We start from the raw sequence: 16,335 nt of genomic DNA, 5'->3' as shown, positions 1-16,335 counted from the left end.
GGCGGGGCCGCTACGGCCCGCCAGCCGGCTTCCTCACTTGTTGGAAAGCCACTTTTCGACACGGTATACAGCACTATTGCCCACTTGGAGGGGCCATGACTACACGACGAGAGATCTTCAAACTGGGCGCTGTCGGCGCCCTCGGCCTTGCCGGTTTCAAAGGCGGCGACGACGACATCCCGACGACGGGCACCAGCGCGCCGGCCGCGACGCCGGTCACCGCCAGCCAACTTGCACCCCAGAACATGCCTGTTCCCTATGCGGGAGTCTTTCGCCGCCCGCCCGAGCTCGTCCCCTTCGAGACGGGCTTCGACGACGGCGACCCGGCCCGTCCGTTCGCCCGGTACGCCCTCACCCAGAAGCTCGGCCAGGCCCAGTTCGTGCCCGGACTGAACACGACCGTGGCGGGCTACAACGGCATCTTCCCCGGCCCGACCATCCGGGCCACCCAGGGCACCCGGATCGAGGTGCGGATCCGCAACGCGCTGCCCGCCGCCGGGCTGGTTCAGCCGGCCCGCTTTGATACCGTCACCCACCTGCACGGCTCAGCGTCGCTGCCGCAGTACGACGGCTACGCCAACGACATCACCGTCCCGGGCAACGTCAAGAACTACCGGTACCCCAACTGGCAGACGGCCCGGACGCTTTGGTACCACGACCACAAGCATCACATCACCGCCCAGAACGTCTATTCAGGACTCGCGGCCTTCTACCCCCTGTCCGACAAGTATGAGCGTGCCCAACTGCCGCAAGGGGAATTCGACGTGCCCCTGATGATCTCGGATGCCATGTTCAACGCCGACGGCTCGCTCGCCTACAACGACAACGACGTCAAAGGCCTGTGGGGGGACATCATCATGGTCAACGGCGTGCCGTGGCCGACCATGAAGGTCAAGCCCCGGATCTACCGCTTCCGGGTGCTCGACGCCTCTATTTCGCGGTCCTACCGGCCCACGCTCTCCACCGGAGACCCCGTCTACGTGGTCGCAACAGACGCCGGCATGACGCCCAAAGTGGAGGCCGTGAAATCGTGGCGGCAGGGCACCGCGGAACGCTATGAGGTGCTTATCGATTTCCGGAAATACCGGACCGGCCAGTTGATCGAGCTGCGGAACCTCAGCAACAAGAACAACATCGACTTCGCGAACACCAACAAAATCATGCGCTTCCAGGTAGTGGCCGACTCCGGGTCCGGGGCCGGCTCCATTTCCAGCATCCCGGCCACCCTGGACGACGGCGGCTCCGTCAACGCCTCCAAGGGGGGCATCCCCACCATGAGCCTCACCCCGGCGATGGCGAAGGCGAAGCGCGAACTGAAATTCTTCCGGGACCATGGACAGTGGACCGTGAACGGCGTCACGTGGGCCGACGTGGAGAAGTCCGGGTTCACCAAGCTGTTCGGCAACCCCCAGCCCTTCGACGTCGAGCAATGGACCATCATCAACGCGTCCGGGGGATGGTTCCATCCGGTGCACATCCACCTCATTGACGCCAAGATCATCGCGAGAAACACCAACGGCGGCCTGCCGTTTGCCTGGGAAAAGGGCCCCAAGGATGTCTTCTACGCCGGCGAGAACGAGTCCATCACCGCCCTCATGCAGTTCGACACAGGTACCGGCGGGGGCGGGCGTTACATGATCCACTGCCACAACCTGGTCCATGAGGACCACGACATGATGGTGCAGTTCTCCGTGGGCGACCTCCGCACCAACGACCCCATCACTTCCGACCCGCCGACCCTGGACACCACTGCTCTGGACGCGTTCCCGCCGGTGTACCGGCCCGGACTGCCGGCGGGGACCTGAGATGGGCCGCGTTGGGACGCTGGGCGCGGCGGCCCTGCTTGTACTGGCGCTGAGCGCCTGCACAGGCGGACCGCCGGCCCCGGCCCAGCCCTCGCCGACGGCAGCGCCGACCGCCGGAGCCGTGCAGAGCGCCGCGCCCGTGTCCCTGGAGACGGGGACCGACGTCGGCAACGGCCGCCCGGCCGTGAGCCACGACGGGCTGATGGTTCGACGCCGCGCCGTCATTGCCATCCACCCCGCCGCGGGCGGAACGCCAGGCGCGCCGCGCGCACGGCTCGAGCAGACCGCGGCTGCCGGCGGCATCGTCCTTTCCGACATCCCCCCGGACGTGCTCGAACCAGCGATCCTGGAGCACCTCGCGCCGGAACTGATCCTGGCGCTTCCGCCCGGAAGCACCAGCGACGACGCCGAGAGACTGGCGGAGCGCGCCTTCGGCCCGGAGGGCAGCTACCCCGGAGTGGAGCATGTCCACGTCGCCTCAGTCCTGGTCCACGACCTCCAGTTCAGCGTCGCTGCCGCCGATCCGGCAGTCCTGGCCGCTTCCATCGCCAGGGAAGGCATTCTCTCGGACGCGCTCGGGAACTACGGCACGTCGGTGGATGGCGGAGCCCTGACGGTCACGTACACGGGACCACTGCTCAGCGACTCGCTGGTGGAATCCGTGCGGAACGGCATGGCCCGCGGCGCCGGGGTCCAGCCAGCGGACGTGACGCTGGCTCCCCGTTCAACCACGGGGGAGGGAGTGGACATGTCCCGCGAACCGGAACCGGCGGAGCCTGAACCGTCCGCGGGGGACAGCGGGACGCACTCGCATGAGGAAGGCGGCGATGATTCGGGCAGCGGCACAACCGCGACGACCCCGGGCCCCGACGATTCAGGACACTGAGGAGTCCGGACACTGAGCGCACCAGTGGCCGGCCGGAGGTAAGCTACCGGCCGGCCACGAGCGTGTCCCGGATCTCGCGGCGCAGGACCTTGCCGATCAGCGAACGCGGCAGCTCATCCACCACGGCAACGCGGCGCGGCACCTTGTAGGCGGCCAGGTTCTCCCGGCCAAACGCCAGCAGCGCCTCCGGGTCCAGGCCGGAGCCCGCGGAAGGGACGACGGCGGCAACCACGTCTTCGCCGCCGCCCGGGCGGGGCAGTCCCACCACGCACACGTCCCGGACACCGGGGTACCCGGAGAGGACATCTTCAACTTCCGTGGGGGAGACGTTGAAGCCCCCCGTGATGATCAGTTCCTTGATCCGGTCCCGGACGGTCACGAAATCATCCTTATCTACCGATACGATGTCACCGGTCCGGAACCAGCCGCCCTCCAGCAGCGCCTCCTCGGTCTCCTTCGGCCGGTTCCAGTAGCCGGCAAAGACCTGCGGGCCGCGGACCAGGAGCTCGCCCTCCTCTCCCGGGGCGCGGTCCAGGAGGACGTTCCGCGGGTCCACCACACGAATGTCCGTCAGGGGAAACGGGACCCCCACGGTTCCCGGTTTCCGGCTGGGACCGAAGGGGTTGCCCAAGGCGATGGGCGAGGTTTCCGTCAGCCCGTAGCCCTCGATCAGGTAGCCCCCGGTCGCCTTCTCCCACGTGTCCACCGTCGCCGTCGGCAGGTTCATCGCCCCCGAGATGGAAAAGCGGATGCTGTCCAGCGCGATACCGCGCTCGGCGGCTGCGGCGGCGATGCGGTCGTAGATCGGCGGCACCGCCGGCAGGAATGTGGCAGGCGACTTCCTGTGTGCCTTCAGCACGAGGTCGACGTCGAACTTAGGGAAGAGCACCAGCCTCGCGCCGATGCTCAGGGCAAACGTCATGCACAGCGTCAGGCCGTAGGCGTGGAACATCGGCAGCACCGCGTACACGGTTTCCCGGCCGTCCTTGAGCCCCGGCACCCAGGCGCGGCCCTGCGCGGCATTGGCCTGCAGGTTGGCATGGGTCAGCATGGCGCCTTTGGGCCGGCCCGTGGTGCCGCTCGTGTATTGGATGACAGCCAGGTCAGTGGCGGCCGGGCGCGGATGCTTTTTCTTCAGGTCGCCTGCGCCAAGGAGGTCTTTCCACGCCAGCACGGTCCGGCGCGCCGGCTGCGCCACGGTCCGGCGCGTGTGCTTGCCGGCGGTCAAGGCGGCGCGGGCGGCGCGGGCCGCCGGCACGGGGAGCCGCAGCGCGACCCGTTGCAGCAGCGGCATCGCCGGAATCAGGTCAACGGAGACGATGCTCTGCAGCCCGACGTCGGCTGGCAGTTGGCGGACCTTGTCCACGGCCTTGTCCCAGACAACGGCGACGGTGGCGCCATGGTCCTCGAACTGGTGGCGCAGCTCACGGTCCGTATATAAGGGGTTGTGTTCGACGACCACGGCGCCCAGGCGCAGTGCCGCGTGGAAAGCGATGATGTGTTGCGGGCAGTTCGGCAGGACCAGCGCCACCCGGTCACCGGCCCGGACGCCGAGCTTCCTCAGGCCCGCGGCCGCCCTGTTGATGGCGGTGCCGAGGTCCCGGTAGCTGGTACGCGCTCCGAAGAATTCCAGTGCGGTCTTCTTCCCGTAGCGCCGGACCGACGAGTCCATCAGGTCAACGAGGGACCCTTCCGGGAGCTTGAGGCTGGCGGGAACCCCGGGGCTGTAGTGGCGGGTCCAGGGGCGGTCGGGACGCCTGGGCCCTGCGGATTTGGTGCTCATGGTGTGTCCTTGCCACTGGGCTGCGCTGTGCTGGGCGGTGCCGGGCTGCCGGCCTCGGGCCCGGCCGGGCCCATCAAGAAATCCTACCGGGGGCGGCCCCGCCTGGACGCGTGCCGCGGAGGCCGCGGCGGCGGCCGGCGCCGGCCCGGAGGTGACTTTTGGCCCTTGGCACCCGGCAGGCCCGGGCGGAAGCTGGGGCGTACACCGCGAGCCGCGGGTCCGCGCACTTCTCTGGGGTCGTTCAGGACACAGGTTCGCGCTGGTCACAGGTTCGCGCAGGTCACAGGTTCGCGCGCAATTAACGCACAATTTACGCAAGAAGAAGGTCCACGGGGGCGCCATGAAGCACCAGCAGCCGAGCCTGAACTTCCTTGGTGCCACCGACACCGTGACCGGTTCACGCTACCTGATCGACGCCGGCGGCGGGCGCGTGCTGGTGGACTGCGGACTCTTCCAGGGCTATAAGCGCAGCCGCGAGCGCAACCGGGCGCCCTTTCCGGTGCCGCCGCGGTCCATCGACGCCGTGGTGCTGACCCACGCGCACCTGGACCACACCGGATATGTCCCTGCTCTGGTCAGGGGCGGGTTCGGCGGCCCCGTGTACGCCACGGCCGGCACCACAGACCTATGCAAACTCATCCTGCCGGACAGCGGCCACCTGCAGGAGGAGGAGGCCCGGTATGCCTCACAGCGGGGGTCATCCGCGCATGATCCCGCCCTGCCCCTCTACACGGCTGCGGACGCCGTCGCGTCCCTCAACAGATTCAAAATCGTCGGGTTTGATGTGCCCCTTGACCTTGGCGGTGGCATGGAGTTGACGTTCGTGCCGGCCGGGCACATCCTGGGGGCCGCCCAGGTGCACGTCCGGGTTGGCTCCCAGTCGGTGCACTTCACCGGGGACCTGGGCCGGGCCGATGACCCGTTCATGTATCCGCCCCGCCCGCTCGGCGAAACCGGCATCCTGGTGACCGAATCAACCTACGGCAACCGGAAACACTCCACTGAGGATCCGGAGAAGCTGCTGGGAGAGATCATCAACCGGGTCGCGAAACGCGGAGGGGTCATCATGTTTGCCGCGTTCGCCGTCGGCCGGGCCGAAACGCTGATGCTGTACCTGTCCCGGCTCCTGCGCAAGGGCGCGATTCCTCGCATCCCGGTCTACCTCAACAGCCCCATGGCCATCGACGCCTCCGAAATGTACCAGCGCCACCCCGAAGAACACCGGCTCAAGCGGGAGGAATACGTGGACATGTACAAACTGGCCAAACTCACCCGCACCGTGGACGAATCCAAGTTGCTGAACCTGCGCGGCGGCCCCATGATCATCATCTCGGCCAGCGGCATGCTGACGGGCGGACGGATCCTGCACCACGTCGCGGCGTACGGCCCCGACCCGAAAAACGCCATCATCCTCAGCGGCTACCAGGCCAGCGGCACGCGGGGGGCCACCCTTGCTGCCGGTGAACGCGAGTTGCGCATCTACGGGGAAGACGTCAAGGTGCGGGCCGAGGTTATCCAGATGGAAAGCCTGTCCGCGCACGCCGACGGCGACGCCATCATCGCGTGGATGAGGGCGTCAGAAGTTGCGCCCCGGATGACCTACATCACGCACGGTGACCCGGACGCGTCCGACGCCCTGCGTATCAGGATCAAACGCGAACTCGGCTGGCGGGCCAGGGTGCCCGAATACCTGGAGACGATCGACATCGAGGATCCGCGATGAACCCCGAGGCCGTCACCCGGACCACCGTGTTGAAGGAGGTCCACGATCTCGCCCGGCCGCTGAAAACCGATCGGGACCTCAACGGCCTCGTGCGGCGCGCGGCCGACTGCCGTTTTGTCGCCATCGGCGACGCCTCCCACGGCACCCACGAGTTCTACACCTGGCGCGACACCCTCAGCAGGCGGCTCATCGCGGAGGAAGGCTACAACTGGATTGGGGTGGAAGGGGACTGGCCCGACTGCCGGCGGATCAACCGATGGGTCCGCGGCCAGGAGGGGAAGGACCAGGGCGTCCACGCGCTGCTGGCCGGCTTCGAACGCTGGCCAACCTGGATGTGGGCCAACGAGGAAGTCGCGGCGTTCCTGGACTGGCTGCGCAGCTGGAACCTGGCCAGGCCGCTGGACAAACGTGTCGGCTTCTACGGGCTGGATGTCTACTCGCTCTGGGATTCGCTGCGCGAAATCATCGGCTGGCTGCAGGCGAACGTTCCCGACGCCGTCCCCGCGGCGGAGCGCGCCTGGCAGTGCTTCCTGCCCCACCACGAGGACCCGCACCAGTACGCCTGGAGCACGCGGCTGGTGCCGCAGTCCTGCGAGCCCGACGTCGTGGCCCTCCTGACCGAGGTCAGGAACCGGGCCTTCAGCCCCGGCCGGCAGGAGGAGGACGCCTTCGACGCCGTCCAGAACGCTGAAGTCGCGGCCAACGCCGAGCACTACTACCGCATCATGGTCCGCGGCGACAGGCAGTCCTGGAACGTCCGCGACCACCATATGGCCGACACCATCGACCGGGTCAGCAGGCACCTCGGGCCGGCGTCGAAGGGACTGATCTGGGAACACAACACACACATCGGCGATGCCCGGGCCACCGACATGGCGCAGGACGGCCTGGTCAACGTCGGGCAGCTGCTGCGCGAACGCCACGCGGGCGAAGGCGTGCTGCTGGTCGGCTTCGCATCCCACCGCGGCTCCGTGCTCGCCTCCGACGGGTGGGGCCGCCCCGAACGCATCCTGACGGTGCCGGAAGCGCGCCCGGGCAGCCACGAAGACTTCCTGCATCAGGCCCTGGGGGTGCCCTCAGTGCTGGTGTTCGGCGACGACAGGACCGGGCCGTGGCTTTCGACATGGCTCGGACACCGGGCGATCGGCGTCGTCTACCGCCCGGAACGGGACGCCGGAAACTACGTTCCGACCCGGATGGGGGAGCGCTACGACGCCCTCATCTGGCTGGAACACACCGCAGCGCTGCGTCCGGTGCACCATGAACGCCCGCCCCGCGAACCGGAGTTCGAGACCGAGCCCACCGGATTCTAGGCCGGTGTGCATTCCAGGAAAGCAGGAATCAGCATGAGCAAAGCAATCATCGTCGGCATCAACGGGTCCGCGGGCAGCAGCGCCGCCCTGGCCTGGGCCCTTGACCGGGCCGCCCGGGACAAGCTCCCGGTCACGGTCGTCCACGCGGTGGACGACCGCTGGATGTCACCGGATTTTCAGTACCACGAGATCATCCGGGAATCGGGGATGGACCTGCTTCGGGACGCTGAGACGGCCGCCCGTGAACAGGCCCCGGACGTCACTGTCGACATCCAGCTCCGTCATGGCAGCGGCGGCTCGGTGCTCCGGGAAGTCTCCAAGGAGGCAGCCATGATCGTGGTTGGCGGCCATGACAAACATTGGATGGGCGGCGGTCCCATGACGGACCGGGCCCTGCAGGTTGTCTCGGCCTCGGAATGCCCGGTAGCCGTCGTGCCGGCGAAACCGGCCACCGGGGCAAAGGGCGTCGTGGTCGGCGTGGACGGCTCCGAGGAGTCGCTGCAGGCCGTCGCCTTCGCGGCCGCCGAAGCTGACCGGGGTGGAGACGAGCTCACCGTGGTCCTCGCGTTCAAGAGCCCTGCCCGGTGGGTCGAGAAGCAGCTGCCGACCAGTGGTCTCGCCGAGAGCATCGTCGAAGAGGACCGGATTGTTCTCGCCGAGTCGGTCGCCGGGCTCGGCGACAAATACCCCGACCTGGTGGTCCATCAGCGCCTTGAGACGAACACCGAACCGGCGAAGGCCCTCGTGGATATCGCCGCCGACGCCAGGGAGTTGGTGATTGGAAGTCGCGGACGTGGCGGGTTCTCCCGGACCGTGCTCGGCTCCACCGCGCACGCTGTACTCCTGAACGTGCCGTGCCCCACCATCGTGACGAAGGTGCATAAGGTCAAGCACGGCGACTGACCGCCCGGCAAGCAACCCGTGCCGGCAAGGTCCCGGAACGGGCCGGAGAGCCCCCTTTTGGCGGGGGCTTTCCGGCGCCGCCAACGGATGGGAGGATGATGCCGTGGACCCCTTCTTCAATTTCATCACCCACTTTTGGTGGCTCGTCTTTCCCCTGAGCGGACTGGCCGGGGGGTGGGCGCGGTCCTGGTCCAAAGCCGCCGAACGCCGGCACCGCCGCCGCGTGGAGCTTTATACGCTCAAGAACCAGGCGGCGCAGGCAGAGCAGGCCAGCCAGGCCGACGTGCTGGCCCTCATGAAGGCGCACGACACCGTCAACCAACGCTGGCTGGATTACGAACTCGACGTGGGAAAGCTGATCGACTACCCGGTCATGACGGATGTCCGGGAGCCCCTCACCGTGGCCTTCCTCCGGGCCAAACGCGAGGCCGACGGGCTGCGCCCCGCCGCCCCGGCGGAAGTCAGGACCGCCGCGCGGCTTGCGGAGTACCGTGCGGCCGTGACCAGCTTTGAGCTCGCATTCGACGTCGCCGAACGGGAAGCCAAACGGATCAGGGACAGCAAGTTCACCGGTCCCGAACGCCAGCGGCTCGAGACAGCCCGGAAACTTCTGCGGATAGCGTCGGACGCGGCCGCAACTCCCGCCGAGCGGCAGACGGCCTACCGCCGCGCCCGCCGGGAACTCGACGGGCTCATCGTGCTGCCCGAGGCGACGCTAGCGGCACTGGAGGACAGGATCGCTTCGATGCTCGGCGCGGGCCCGGCGCCGGACGTCCGCCGGGCCGTCTGAGCTGGGCCGCAGCCGGCGGAGCCGGGCGGTGCCCGCTGTGACCGGCACCGCACCGCCACCGTGAAGGCCCGTGCCGCACAGGAGGACTGAATTTAGGGACTTCTGGCATGTTTTGCCCAGCCGTCTTTCCCACGTACCATCGATAAGGTTTCAAATCGCGTTAGCGCCACCGCGAGTTCGTTCGGATGGACCCCGAATGGACGTCGTGGCCATGCAGCAACGGGGATGTGGAACTGCCGACCGTGAACACTTCAGATTGGGCAACAGGTGGAAATCACCGTAATGGTGGCGCTAGTGATATCGCTGGCGCTGTTCTTCGACTTCACCAACGGATTTCATGACACCGCGAACGCCATGGCTACCCCCATCGCGACCGGCGCCATCAAACCGAAAACAGCAGTTGCCCTCGCGGCGGTGCTGAACCTCGTGGGAGCGTTCCTCTCCACGGAAGTCGCCAAGACCGTCTCGGGCGGCATCATCAAGGAAGGCTCGGACGGGGTCCAGATCACCCCGGACATCATCTTCGCCGGGCTGATGGGCGCCATCCTCTGGAACATGATCACCTGGCTCAAGGGCCTGCCGTCCAGTTCCTCCCACGCCCTCTTCGGCGGCCTGATCGGGGCCGCGATTGCCGGTATCGGCATCCACGCGATCAACTTCGAGTCAATTCTCCAAAAGATCATTCTTCCCGCGGTGTTCGCCCCGATCATCGCGGGCGGCGTAGCCTACTTGTGCACGCGGCTGGCGTATGGCCTGACCGCCCGCCATGACCCCGAAACCGGGGACAAGCTCACGCAGAAGCGCGGCGGATTCCGGACCGGTCAAGTCTTCACGTCCAGCCTCGTGGCGTTGGCCCACGGCACCAACGACGCCCAGAAGACGATGGGCATCATCACCCTGGTCCTGATCTCCGCCGGCCTCCAGCCTGCCGGCTCCGGTCCGGAGTGGTGGGTTATCACCGCCTGTGCCTTCGCCATCGCGATCGGCACGTATTCCGGCGGGTGGCGGATCATCCGCACCATGGGCTCGGGACTCACCGAAGTGAAGCCCGCCCAGGGCTTTGCCGCCGAGACCAGCACCGCCACAGCCATTCTGGCGTCCTCGCACCTGGGCTTCGCCCTGTCCACCACGCAGGTGGCCTCCGGCTCGGTCGTGGGCTCCGGCATGGGACGCCGCGGCACTACGGTGCGGTGGGGAACCGCCGGCCGGATTGCCATTGGCTGGCTGTTCACGCTGCCGGCCGCCGGAATCATGGGCGCGCTGACGGCTCTGCTCGTGCAGACCGGGGTCGTAGGCGTGATCATCGCGGCAACTGCCGGCACCGCCGCAGTGGCCTACATGTTTGTGCGCTCACGGAAGTCGCCTGTGGGCAGCAACAACGCCGTCGAGATCGAGGAAGTCGGCCAGGCCGTGCAGTTCCGCAAGAAAAAGTCCGCCACCAAGTCGATCAAGAACGGCGGTGCCCAGCGATGAAATGGCTGGAACTGTTCAGCGTGGCGAGTGCCACGCTTGTGTCCGCTGTAACCGTGGTAGTTCTCTACTCCCTCGGCGTCCGGCTCACGGCCATCGCGGGGGACACCCGGACCTCCCCGGCGGCCTGGACCCGACCGCTCGCTTACACGTGCTTCGCTTTGTGCGGCGCCGCCATTCTCTTCGGGCTCTACCTGATCATTCCTTACTTCCACAAATAAGACGTCCCCGCGGCCGTGCAGCCGTTGCGTTCGGGGGATGGGACACCGGCCACCGCAGTGGCTAGGCTGGGGCCATGGTGAGCTTCCAATACTTCGTGGCGTCCTCACTCGACGGGTTCATCGCCACTGCCGACGACAATCTCGCCTGGCTGCTGCAGTTCGACGGCTTTGAGGGCGGACAGGACAGCTATGACGCGTTCATGGCCGACGTCGGCTGCATCGTCATGGGCGGCGAGACGTACGCGTGGCTTCGGGAGCACGAACCGGACACCTGGCCGTATCCGGGCACACCCTCCTGGGTCTTCACCCGTCACGAGCACGCCGCCCCGAAGGGCGCGGATGTGACGTTCGTGCGCGGGGCGGTAGGCGAGTTCGTGGACGACCTCAAAGAAGCGGCCGGCGGCCGAAACGTCTGGGTTGTGGGTGGAGGCGTGCTCGCAGCGCAGTTCGCTGACGCCGGGCTGCTGGACGAACTGATTGTCTCGGTCATTCCCGTGGTCCTGGGCGGCGGCAAACAGTTGCTGCCTATGGCGGGCCCGACGCCGCCGCTCGAGTTGACATCTTCCCGCACCTTGGGCCGGGGCATCGTGGAGCTGCGCTACCGCTTCCCGGCCCGGCCCTAGCCGGATCCGGCGCCGCCGGGCCGGTCGCCCTCCGCGTTATCGCGGACCTAGCGCGCGATATCGCGGATCAGGTTCGTGATCCGGGCGGTGGAGAGCCGCCGGCCGAGCTCGTCGGTCATCACGATTTCGTGGGTGGCGAGCGTCCGGCCGAGGTGAATGGCCGTGCAGGTGCCGGTGACGGTGCCCTCGGAGATCGCCCGGTGGTGCGTCGCCCCGACCTCGATCCCGAGCGCCTGCCGGTCCGGTCCGGCATGCATGCCGGCCGCGAACGAACCCAGGGTTTCGGCCAGGACCACGTGGGCCCCGCCGTGCAGGATGCCTGCCACCTGGGTGTTCCCCGCCACCGGCATGGTGGCCACAGTGCGCTCCGGGCTCATCTCGAGGAAGCGGATCCCCATCTTCACCACAAGGGCTCCGACGCCGTACTGGCCCAGCCAATCGTGCATGTCCTCGGGTACACCGGCCGCAGCGAGCTCGGCCGCGTACGGGCCGGGCGTGAAATTGTCCATCATGGGAACTAGGCTGGCACCTGTGAGTGAAACTACCAAACCGGCCCTTGCCCTCGAGAATGCAGCCTCCCTTTCCGCGGACACTGCCGCAGACCAACTCCTGGCAGCTGAGCCGGATTCAGGGGTTGCGGCCAAGCGTGCCGGAAAATCCAGCCGGGCCGCGGCGTCGGTTTCCGCCACTGAGGCCCCCGTGATTCCCATCACGGACCAGCCGCGGCTACTCGTCCTCGATGGGCACTCCATGGCGTTCCGGGCGTTCTTCGCCCTGCCCGCGGACAAGTTCTCCACCGCCACGGGCCAGCACACGAACGCCGTCCACGGCTTCACGTCCATGCTGATCAACCTGATCAAGGAGCAAAAGCCCACCCACGTGGCGGTCGCCTTCGACGTCTCCGATGACACGACGCACCGCAAGGCCGAGTACAGCGAGTACAAGGGCGGACGCAACGAGACCCCGCGGGAAATGAGCGGCCAGATCGACCTCATCGACAAGGTCATGGGCGCCTGGGGCATCAAGACCATCAAAATGCCCGGTTGGGAAGCTGACGACATCCTGGCCACCCTCGCCGCAATGGGGGAAAAGGCCGGTTACGAAGTGCTGCTGGTCTCAGGCGACCGCGACGCCTTCCAGCTCATCACCGACAACGTTTTCGTCCTGTACCCCAAGAAGGGTGTCAGCGATATTCCCCGCATGGACGCGGACGCCATCCAGGAGAAGTACTTCGTCAGCCCGGCCCAGTACTCGGACCTCGCCGCCCTGGTGGGGGAATCCGCGGACAACCTCCCCGGTGTTCCCGGCGTCGGCCCCAAGACGGCAGCGAAATGGATCAACCTTTACGGCGGACTGGAGGGGGTCCTGGAGAACCTCGACGCGATCGGCGGGAAGGTGGGGGACTCCCTGCGCGAATACGTTGACGACGTCAAGCGCAACCGGCGCCTCAACAGGCTGCACACCGACCTGGATCTGCCAGTGACGCTGGACGAGCTCGCGGACCCGCGGCCGGACCAGGCAGCCCTCGAGGAGCTGTTCGACGCCCTGGAATTCAAGACCATCCGGACCCGGCTCTTCGCCCTCTACGGCAGTGAAGTCACCGAAGCCGAGCGGGAAAGCCTCGACATCCCGGACTTCGTGATCCCGGCGGACGCAGCCGAACTTGGCGCGTTCCTCGAGGCCGGTGCCGGCAAGCGCTCCGCTGTGGCGGTCGACGTTGTGCCCGGCCGGATCGGCGAGGACGCCGCAGCGGTGGCGATCGTCCGCGACGACGCTGCCGTCTATATCGACCTGGCCAGCCAGGACGCCGCCGCCGAAAACGTTCTGGCCGCATGGCTCCGCGACGCCCACGCACCGAAGGTCATGCACGGGTTCAAGGCTGCCCTGAAGGCCCTGACCGCGCGCGGCCTGGAACTGGAAGGCGTGGTGGATGACACCTCGATCTCCGGCTACCTCATCCAGCCGGACCGCCGCAGCTACGAGCTTGCGGAGCTGGCACAGCATCACCTCAACATCGCGGTTTCCACGGAGGCCGCCAAGGAAGGCCAGCTTGAGCTGGCGTTCGACGGCGACGACGCCGCCGCTGCGGGCGCGCTGGTCCACGTCGCCGCCGTCGTGCAGGCCCTGAGCCGCTTCTTCGAATCAGAACTGACGGAACGCAAAGCGCAGGACCTGCTCACCACGCTGGAACTGCCCGTCAGCCGCGTCCTCGCCGATATGGAACTCGCGGGAATCGCCATCGACATGCCCCGCATGGACGAGCAGCTGTCGGATCTCGCCAAGGTGATCGACAACGCCCAGGAGCTGGCGTTCGCCGCGATCGGCCACGAGGTCAACCTCGGTTCGCCGAAGCAGCTCCAGACCGTGCTGTTCGACGAACTGCAGTTGCCGAAGACCAAGAAAATCAAGTCCGGCTACACCACCGACGCCGCGTCACTCAAAAACCTGCTGGAAAAGACCGGGCACGAATTCCTGGTCCAGCTCATGGCGCACCGGGAGTCGTCGAAGCTGCGCCAGATGCTGGAGTCGCTGAAGAAGTCCGTCACGGAAGACGGCCGGATCCACACCACGTACGCGCAGAACGTCGCAGCCACGGGCCGGATCTCCTCCAACAACCCCAACCTGCAGAACATCCCCATCCGCAGCGAGGAAGGCCGGCGCGTCCGCGGCATCTTTGTGGTCAGCGAGGGCTACGAGTGCCTGCTCTCCGCGGACTACTCGCAGATCGAAATGCGCATCATGGCGCACCTCTCGGGCGACGCCGGCCTGATCCAGGCCTACAAGGACGGCGAAGACCTCCACCGGTTCGTGGGCTCTAACATTTTCCATGTGCCCACCGACCAGGTGACCAGCGCCATGCGGTCCAAGGTCAAGGCGATGTCCTATGGCCTCGCGTACGGGCTGACCTCGTTCGGTCTGTCCAAGCAGCTGGAGATCTCCGTCGACGAGGCGCGGACCCTCATGAAGGACTACTTCGACCGGTTCGGCGCCGTCCGCGACTACCTTCGCGGCGTGGTGGACCAGGCCCGGATCGACGGCTACACCGCCACCATCGAGGGGCGCCGGCGCTACCTCCCGGACCTGACCAGCACCGACCGCCAGCTGCGTGAGAATGCGGAGCGCATCGCGCTGAACTCGCCCATCCAGGGATCGGCGGCTGACATCATCAAGCGCGCCATGCTGGGTGTGCACGCGGAACTGGCGGCACGGGGCCTGAAATCGCGCATGCTCCTGCAGGTCCATGATGAACTTGTCCTCGAAGTCGCCGCGGGTGAGCGCGAGGCCGTGGAGCAGCTGGTGACCGAGCAAATGGGCTCGGCCGCGGACCTCAGCGTTCCGCTGGACGTCCAGATCGGCATCGGCTCCAGCTGGTACGAGGCGGGGCACTAGGCAGGCATCCAGGCGCGGGCCGCGGCTCCCGGTCTTCCGGGGGCCGGCCCCGCAGCCGGTCTCCGCGTTCCGGTGCGGTTAGGCTATTTCAGTTCGTTCAAAGTGGCAGGGATTCCCAGGGGGAGAAGCGCGTGGCAGAGCAGTACGAAATCAGGCGTTTCAAGCCGGCGGCCAAGGACGAGCCGGCGTACCCGGAGTCCGTCGCCTGGATGCGGGCCGTAGCGTTCGGCTTCCACGATGCCCGCCGCAGCGATGAACGCGTCGACAGGGGCCTCGAGATGCAGCGCGCCGACGGGCGCGTGATGACCGGCGCCTACCAAACCGGGCCTGTCGCCGACCACGCACTCGGCGCCGACGTGCCGGTGGCGACTTTCGGCACGATGACCAAGACGCTCAACGTCGGTTTCGGGCGGTTGGTGGACACCCGGCTCGTGACTGCCGTAACCGTGCGGACCTCGCACCGCCGCCGCGGGCTGTTGCGCCGCATGATGGCCGAGGAACTGGGGCTGGCACAGCAGGAGGGCCTGGCGATGGCCGCACTGACCGCCTCAGAAGCGTCCATTTACGGCCGTTTCGGCTTCGGTGTCGCGACGTCGGAGCAGTCGATCAAGGTCGACACCAGTGCCCGCTTCGTGGTGAACCACACCCCGGTCGGCAGTGTCGAGGTGGCCGATCCCAAGGTTCTCCTTGAGCTGGCCCCGGAGATCTTCGACCGCGTGCACCGCCAGACGCCGGGCTCCATAGGCCGGCACGAGTTCTACCGGCAGTTCGCCTCCGGTTCCATCAGCCGCGAAGACGGTGAGGACCCGAAGGTCAAGGTGGCGCTGCACTACGGACCCGACGGCGACGTGGACGGCTACGTGTCCTACAAGTTCGGCGGCTGGTCCAGCACCCCCTACACGATGGAGGTCGTCGACCTGGTGGCGGCCACCCGCGACGCCTACCTGGAACTGTGGCAATACCTCGGAGCCATCGATCTCGTCGAACGCGTGACGTGGGACGAAGCGCCGGTCGACGACCCGCTGCTATGGGCGCTCCGGGATGCACGCTGCGTGGAAGCCTCGGACGCCCGGGACATGCTCTGGCTGCGGATACTCGACGTGCAGAAGGCCCTGGGGGCCCGGCGCTTCTCCGCCGACGGGTCCCTGGTCCTCGCCGTGCGCGACAGCCTCGGCTTCGCGGCCGGCACCTTCGCCCTCACAGTCAGCGGGGGAGAGGCCACGGTGACGCCGGCCCCGGAGGCCGCGCCGGACCTGTCGCTGGATGTCGCGGACCTTGGCTCGATCTATCTGGGCGCCGTCTGCCCCGTGACCCTGAAAGCCGCCGGCCGGATCACCGAACACACGGCCGGGGCGGCGCTGACAGCGCGGCTCATGTTCGCCGTCGAACGTTCACCGCACTGTCTCACGCACTTCTAGGCGTCCGGCG

Annotated in this window: 13 protein-coding genes; 11 read left to right on the top strand and 2 right to left on the bottom strand. The window is 67.4% G+C overall.

The features are described from left to right. Positions 1–95 precede the first annotated feature (95 nt). Both AC1DNG_RS03240 and AC1DNG_RS03235 read left to right on the top strand, forming a co-directional pair. Positions 96–1,805, top strand: coding sequence for a multicopper oxidase family protein (locus AC1DNG_RS03240; RefSeq protein ID WP_476886593.1), 1,710 nt, complete (start codon positions 96–98; stop codon positions 1,803–1,805). Position 1,806: 1 nt separating this feature from the next. Next, positions 1,807–2,691, top strand: a complete 885-nt coding sequence (locus AC1DNG_RS03235) for a hypothetical protein (RefSeq protein WP_476886592.1) — start codon at positions 1,807–1,809, stop codon at positions 2,689–2,691. A gap of 43 nt (positions 2,692–2,734) precedes the next feature. On the opposite strand, the gene AC1DNG_RS03230 is transcribed toward AC1DNG_RS03235, so the two are convergent. Continuing rightward, on the bottom strand, positions 2,735–4,474 hold the full coding sequence (locus AC1DNG_RS03230; RefSeq protein WP_476886591.1) for a long-chain-fatty-acid--CoA ligase: 1,740 nt from the start codon (positions 4,472–4,474) through the stop codon (positions 2,735–2,737). A gap of 340 nt (positions 4,475–4,814) precedes the next feature. Here AC1DNG_RS03230 and AC1DNG_RS03225 point away from each other — a divergent pair, with 340 nt between their 5' ends. The 7 genes from AC1DNG_RS03225 (at position 4,815) to AC1DNG_RS03195 (ending at position 11,517) form a co-directional block, all read left to right on the top strand. Further along, positions 4,815–6,197 carry an MBL fold metallo-hydrolase gene (locus AC1DNG_RS03225; protein ID WP_476886590.1) on the top strand — a complete coding sequence of 461 codons (1,383 nt, stop codon included), beginning with the start codon at positions 4,815–4,817 and terminating at the stop codon, positions 6,195–6,197. Further along, positions 6,194–7,510: an erythromycin esterase family protein gene (locus AC1DNG_RS03220; protein WP_476886589.1), complete on the top strand. Its 1,317-nt coding sequence runs from the start codon at positions 6,194–6,196 to the stop codon at positions 7,508–7,510. Before AC1DNG_RS03225 ends, AC1DNG_RS03220 begins: the two co-directional genes overlap by 4 nt. Before the next feature lie 33 nt (positions 7,511–7,543). Continuing rightward, positions 7,544–8,413, top strand: a complete 870-nt coding sequence (locus tag AC1DNG_RS03215; RefSeq protein WP_223917390.1) for a universal stress protein — start codon at positions 7,544–7,546, stop codon at positions 8,411–8,413. Positions 8,414–8,516: 103 nt separating this feature from the next. After that, positions 8,517–9,203, top strand: a complete 687-nt coding sequence (locus AC1DNG_RS03210) for a hypothetical protein (RefSeq protein ID WP_223917392.1) — start codon at positions 8,517–8,519, stop codon at positions 9,201–9,203. Between the two features lie 267 nt (positions 9,204–9,470). Further along, a complete protein-coding gene (locus AC1DNG_RS03205; RefSeq protein WP_230010221.1) occupies positions 9,471–10,676 on the top strand; it encodes an inorganic phosphate transporter in 1,206 nt (401 codons plus the stop codon). Then, a complete protein-coding gene (locus AC1DNG_RS03200) occupies positions 10,673–10,894 on the top strand; it encodes a hypothetical protein (RefSeq protein ID WP_028276822.1) in 222 nt (73 codons plus the stop codon). The genes AC1DNG_RS03205 and AC1DNG_RS03200 overlap by 4 nt, the downstream gene beginning before the upstream one ends. A 74-nt stretch (positions 10,895–10,968) precedes the next feature. Next, a complete protein-coding gene (locus AC1DNG_RS03195) occupies positions 10,969–11,517 on the top strand; it encodes a dihydrofolate reductase family protein (protein WP_476886588.1) in 549 nt (182 codons plus the stop codon). A 47-nt stretch (positions 11,518–11,564) separates the two neighbouring features. On the opposite strand, the gene AC1DNG_RS03190 is transcribed toward AC1DNG_RS03195, so the two are convergent. Continuing rightward, positions 11,565–12,029, bottom strand: coding sequence for a hotdog fold thioesterase (locus AC1DNG_RS03190; RefSeq protein WP_476849603.1), 465 nt, complete (start codon positions 12,027–12,029; stop codon positions 11,565–11,567). Between AC1DNG_RS03190 and polA the strand changes: the two genes are divergently transcribed. Further along, complete coding sequence (gene polA, locus AC1DNG_RS03185; protein WP_476886587.1) at positions 12,028–14,907, top strand: DNA polymerase I; 2,880 nt, start codon at positions 12,028–12,030, stop codon at positions 14,905–14,907. The two genes, AC1DNG_RS03190 and polA, sit on opposite strands and share 2 nt — an antisense overlap. A 131-nt stretch (positions 14,908–15,038) precedes the next feature. Next, positions 15,039–16,325 (top strand): GNAT family N-acetyltransferase, encoded by a 1,287-nt coding sequence (locus AC1DNG_RS03180; RefSeq protein WP_476886586.1) that lies wholly within the window; start codon positions 15,039–15,041, stop codon positions 16,323–16,325. Positions 16,326–16,335: the final 10 nt, after the last annotated feature.

This window comes from Arthrobacter sp. 01T425 (assembly GCF_056398725.1).
The sequence above is the reverse complement of the archived record's forward strand: the minus strand, read 5'-3'. Positions and strand labels throughout refer to the sequence as shown.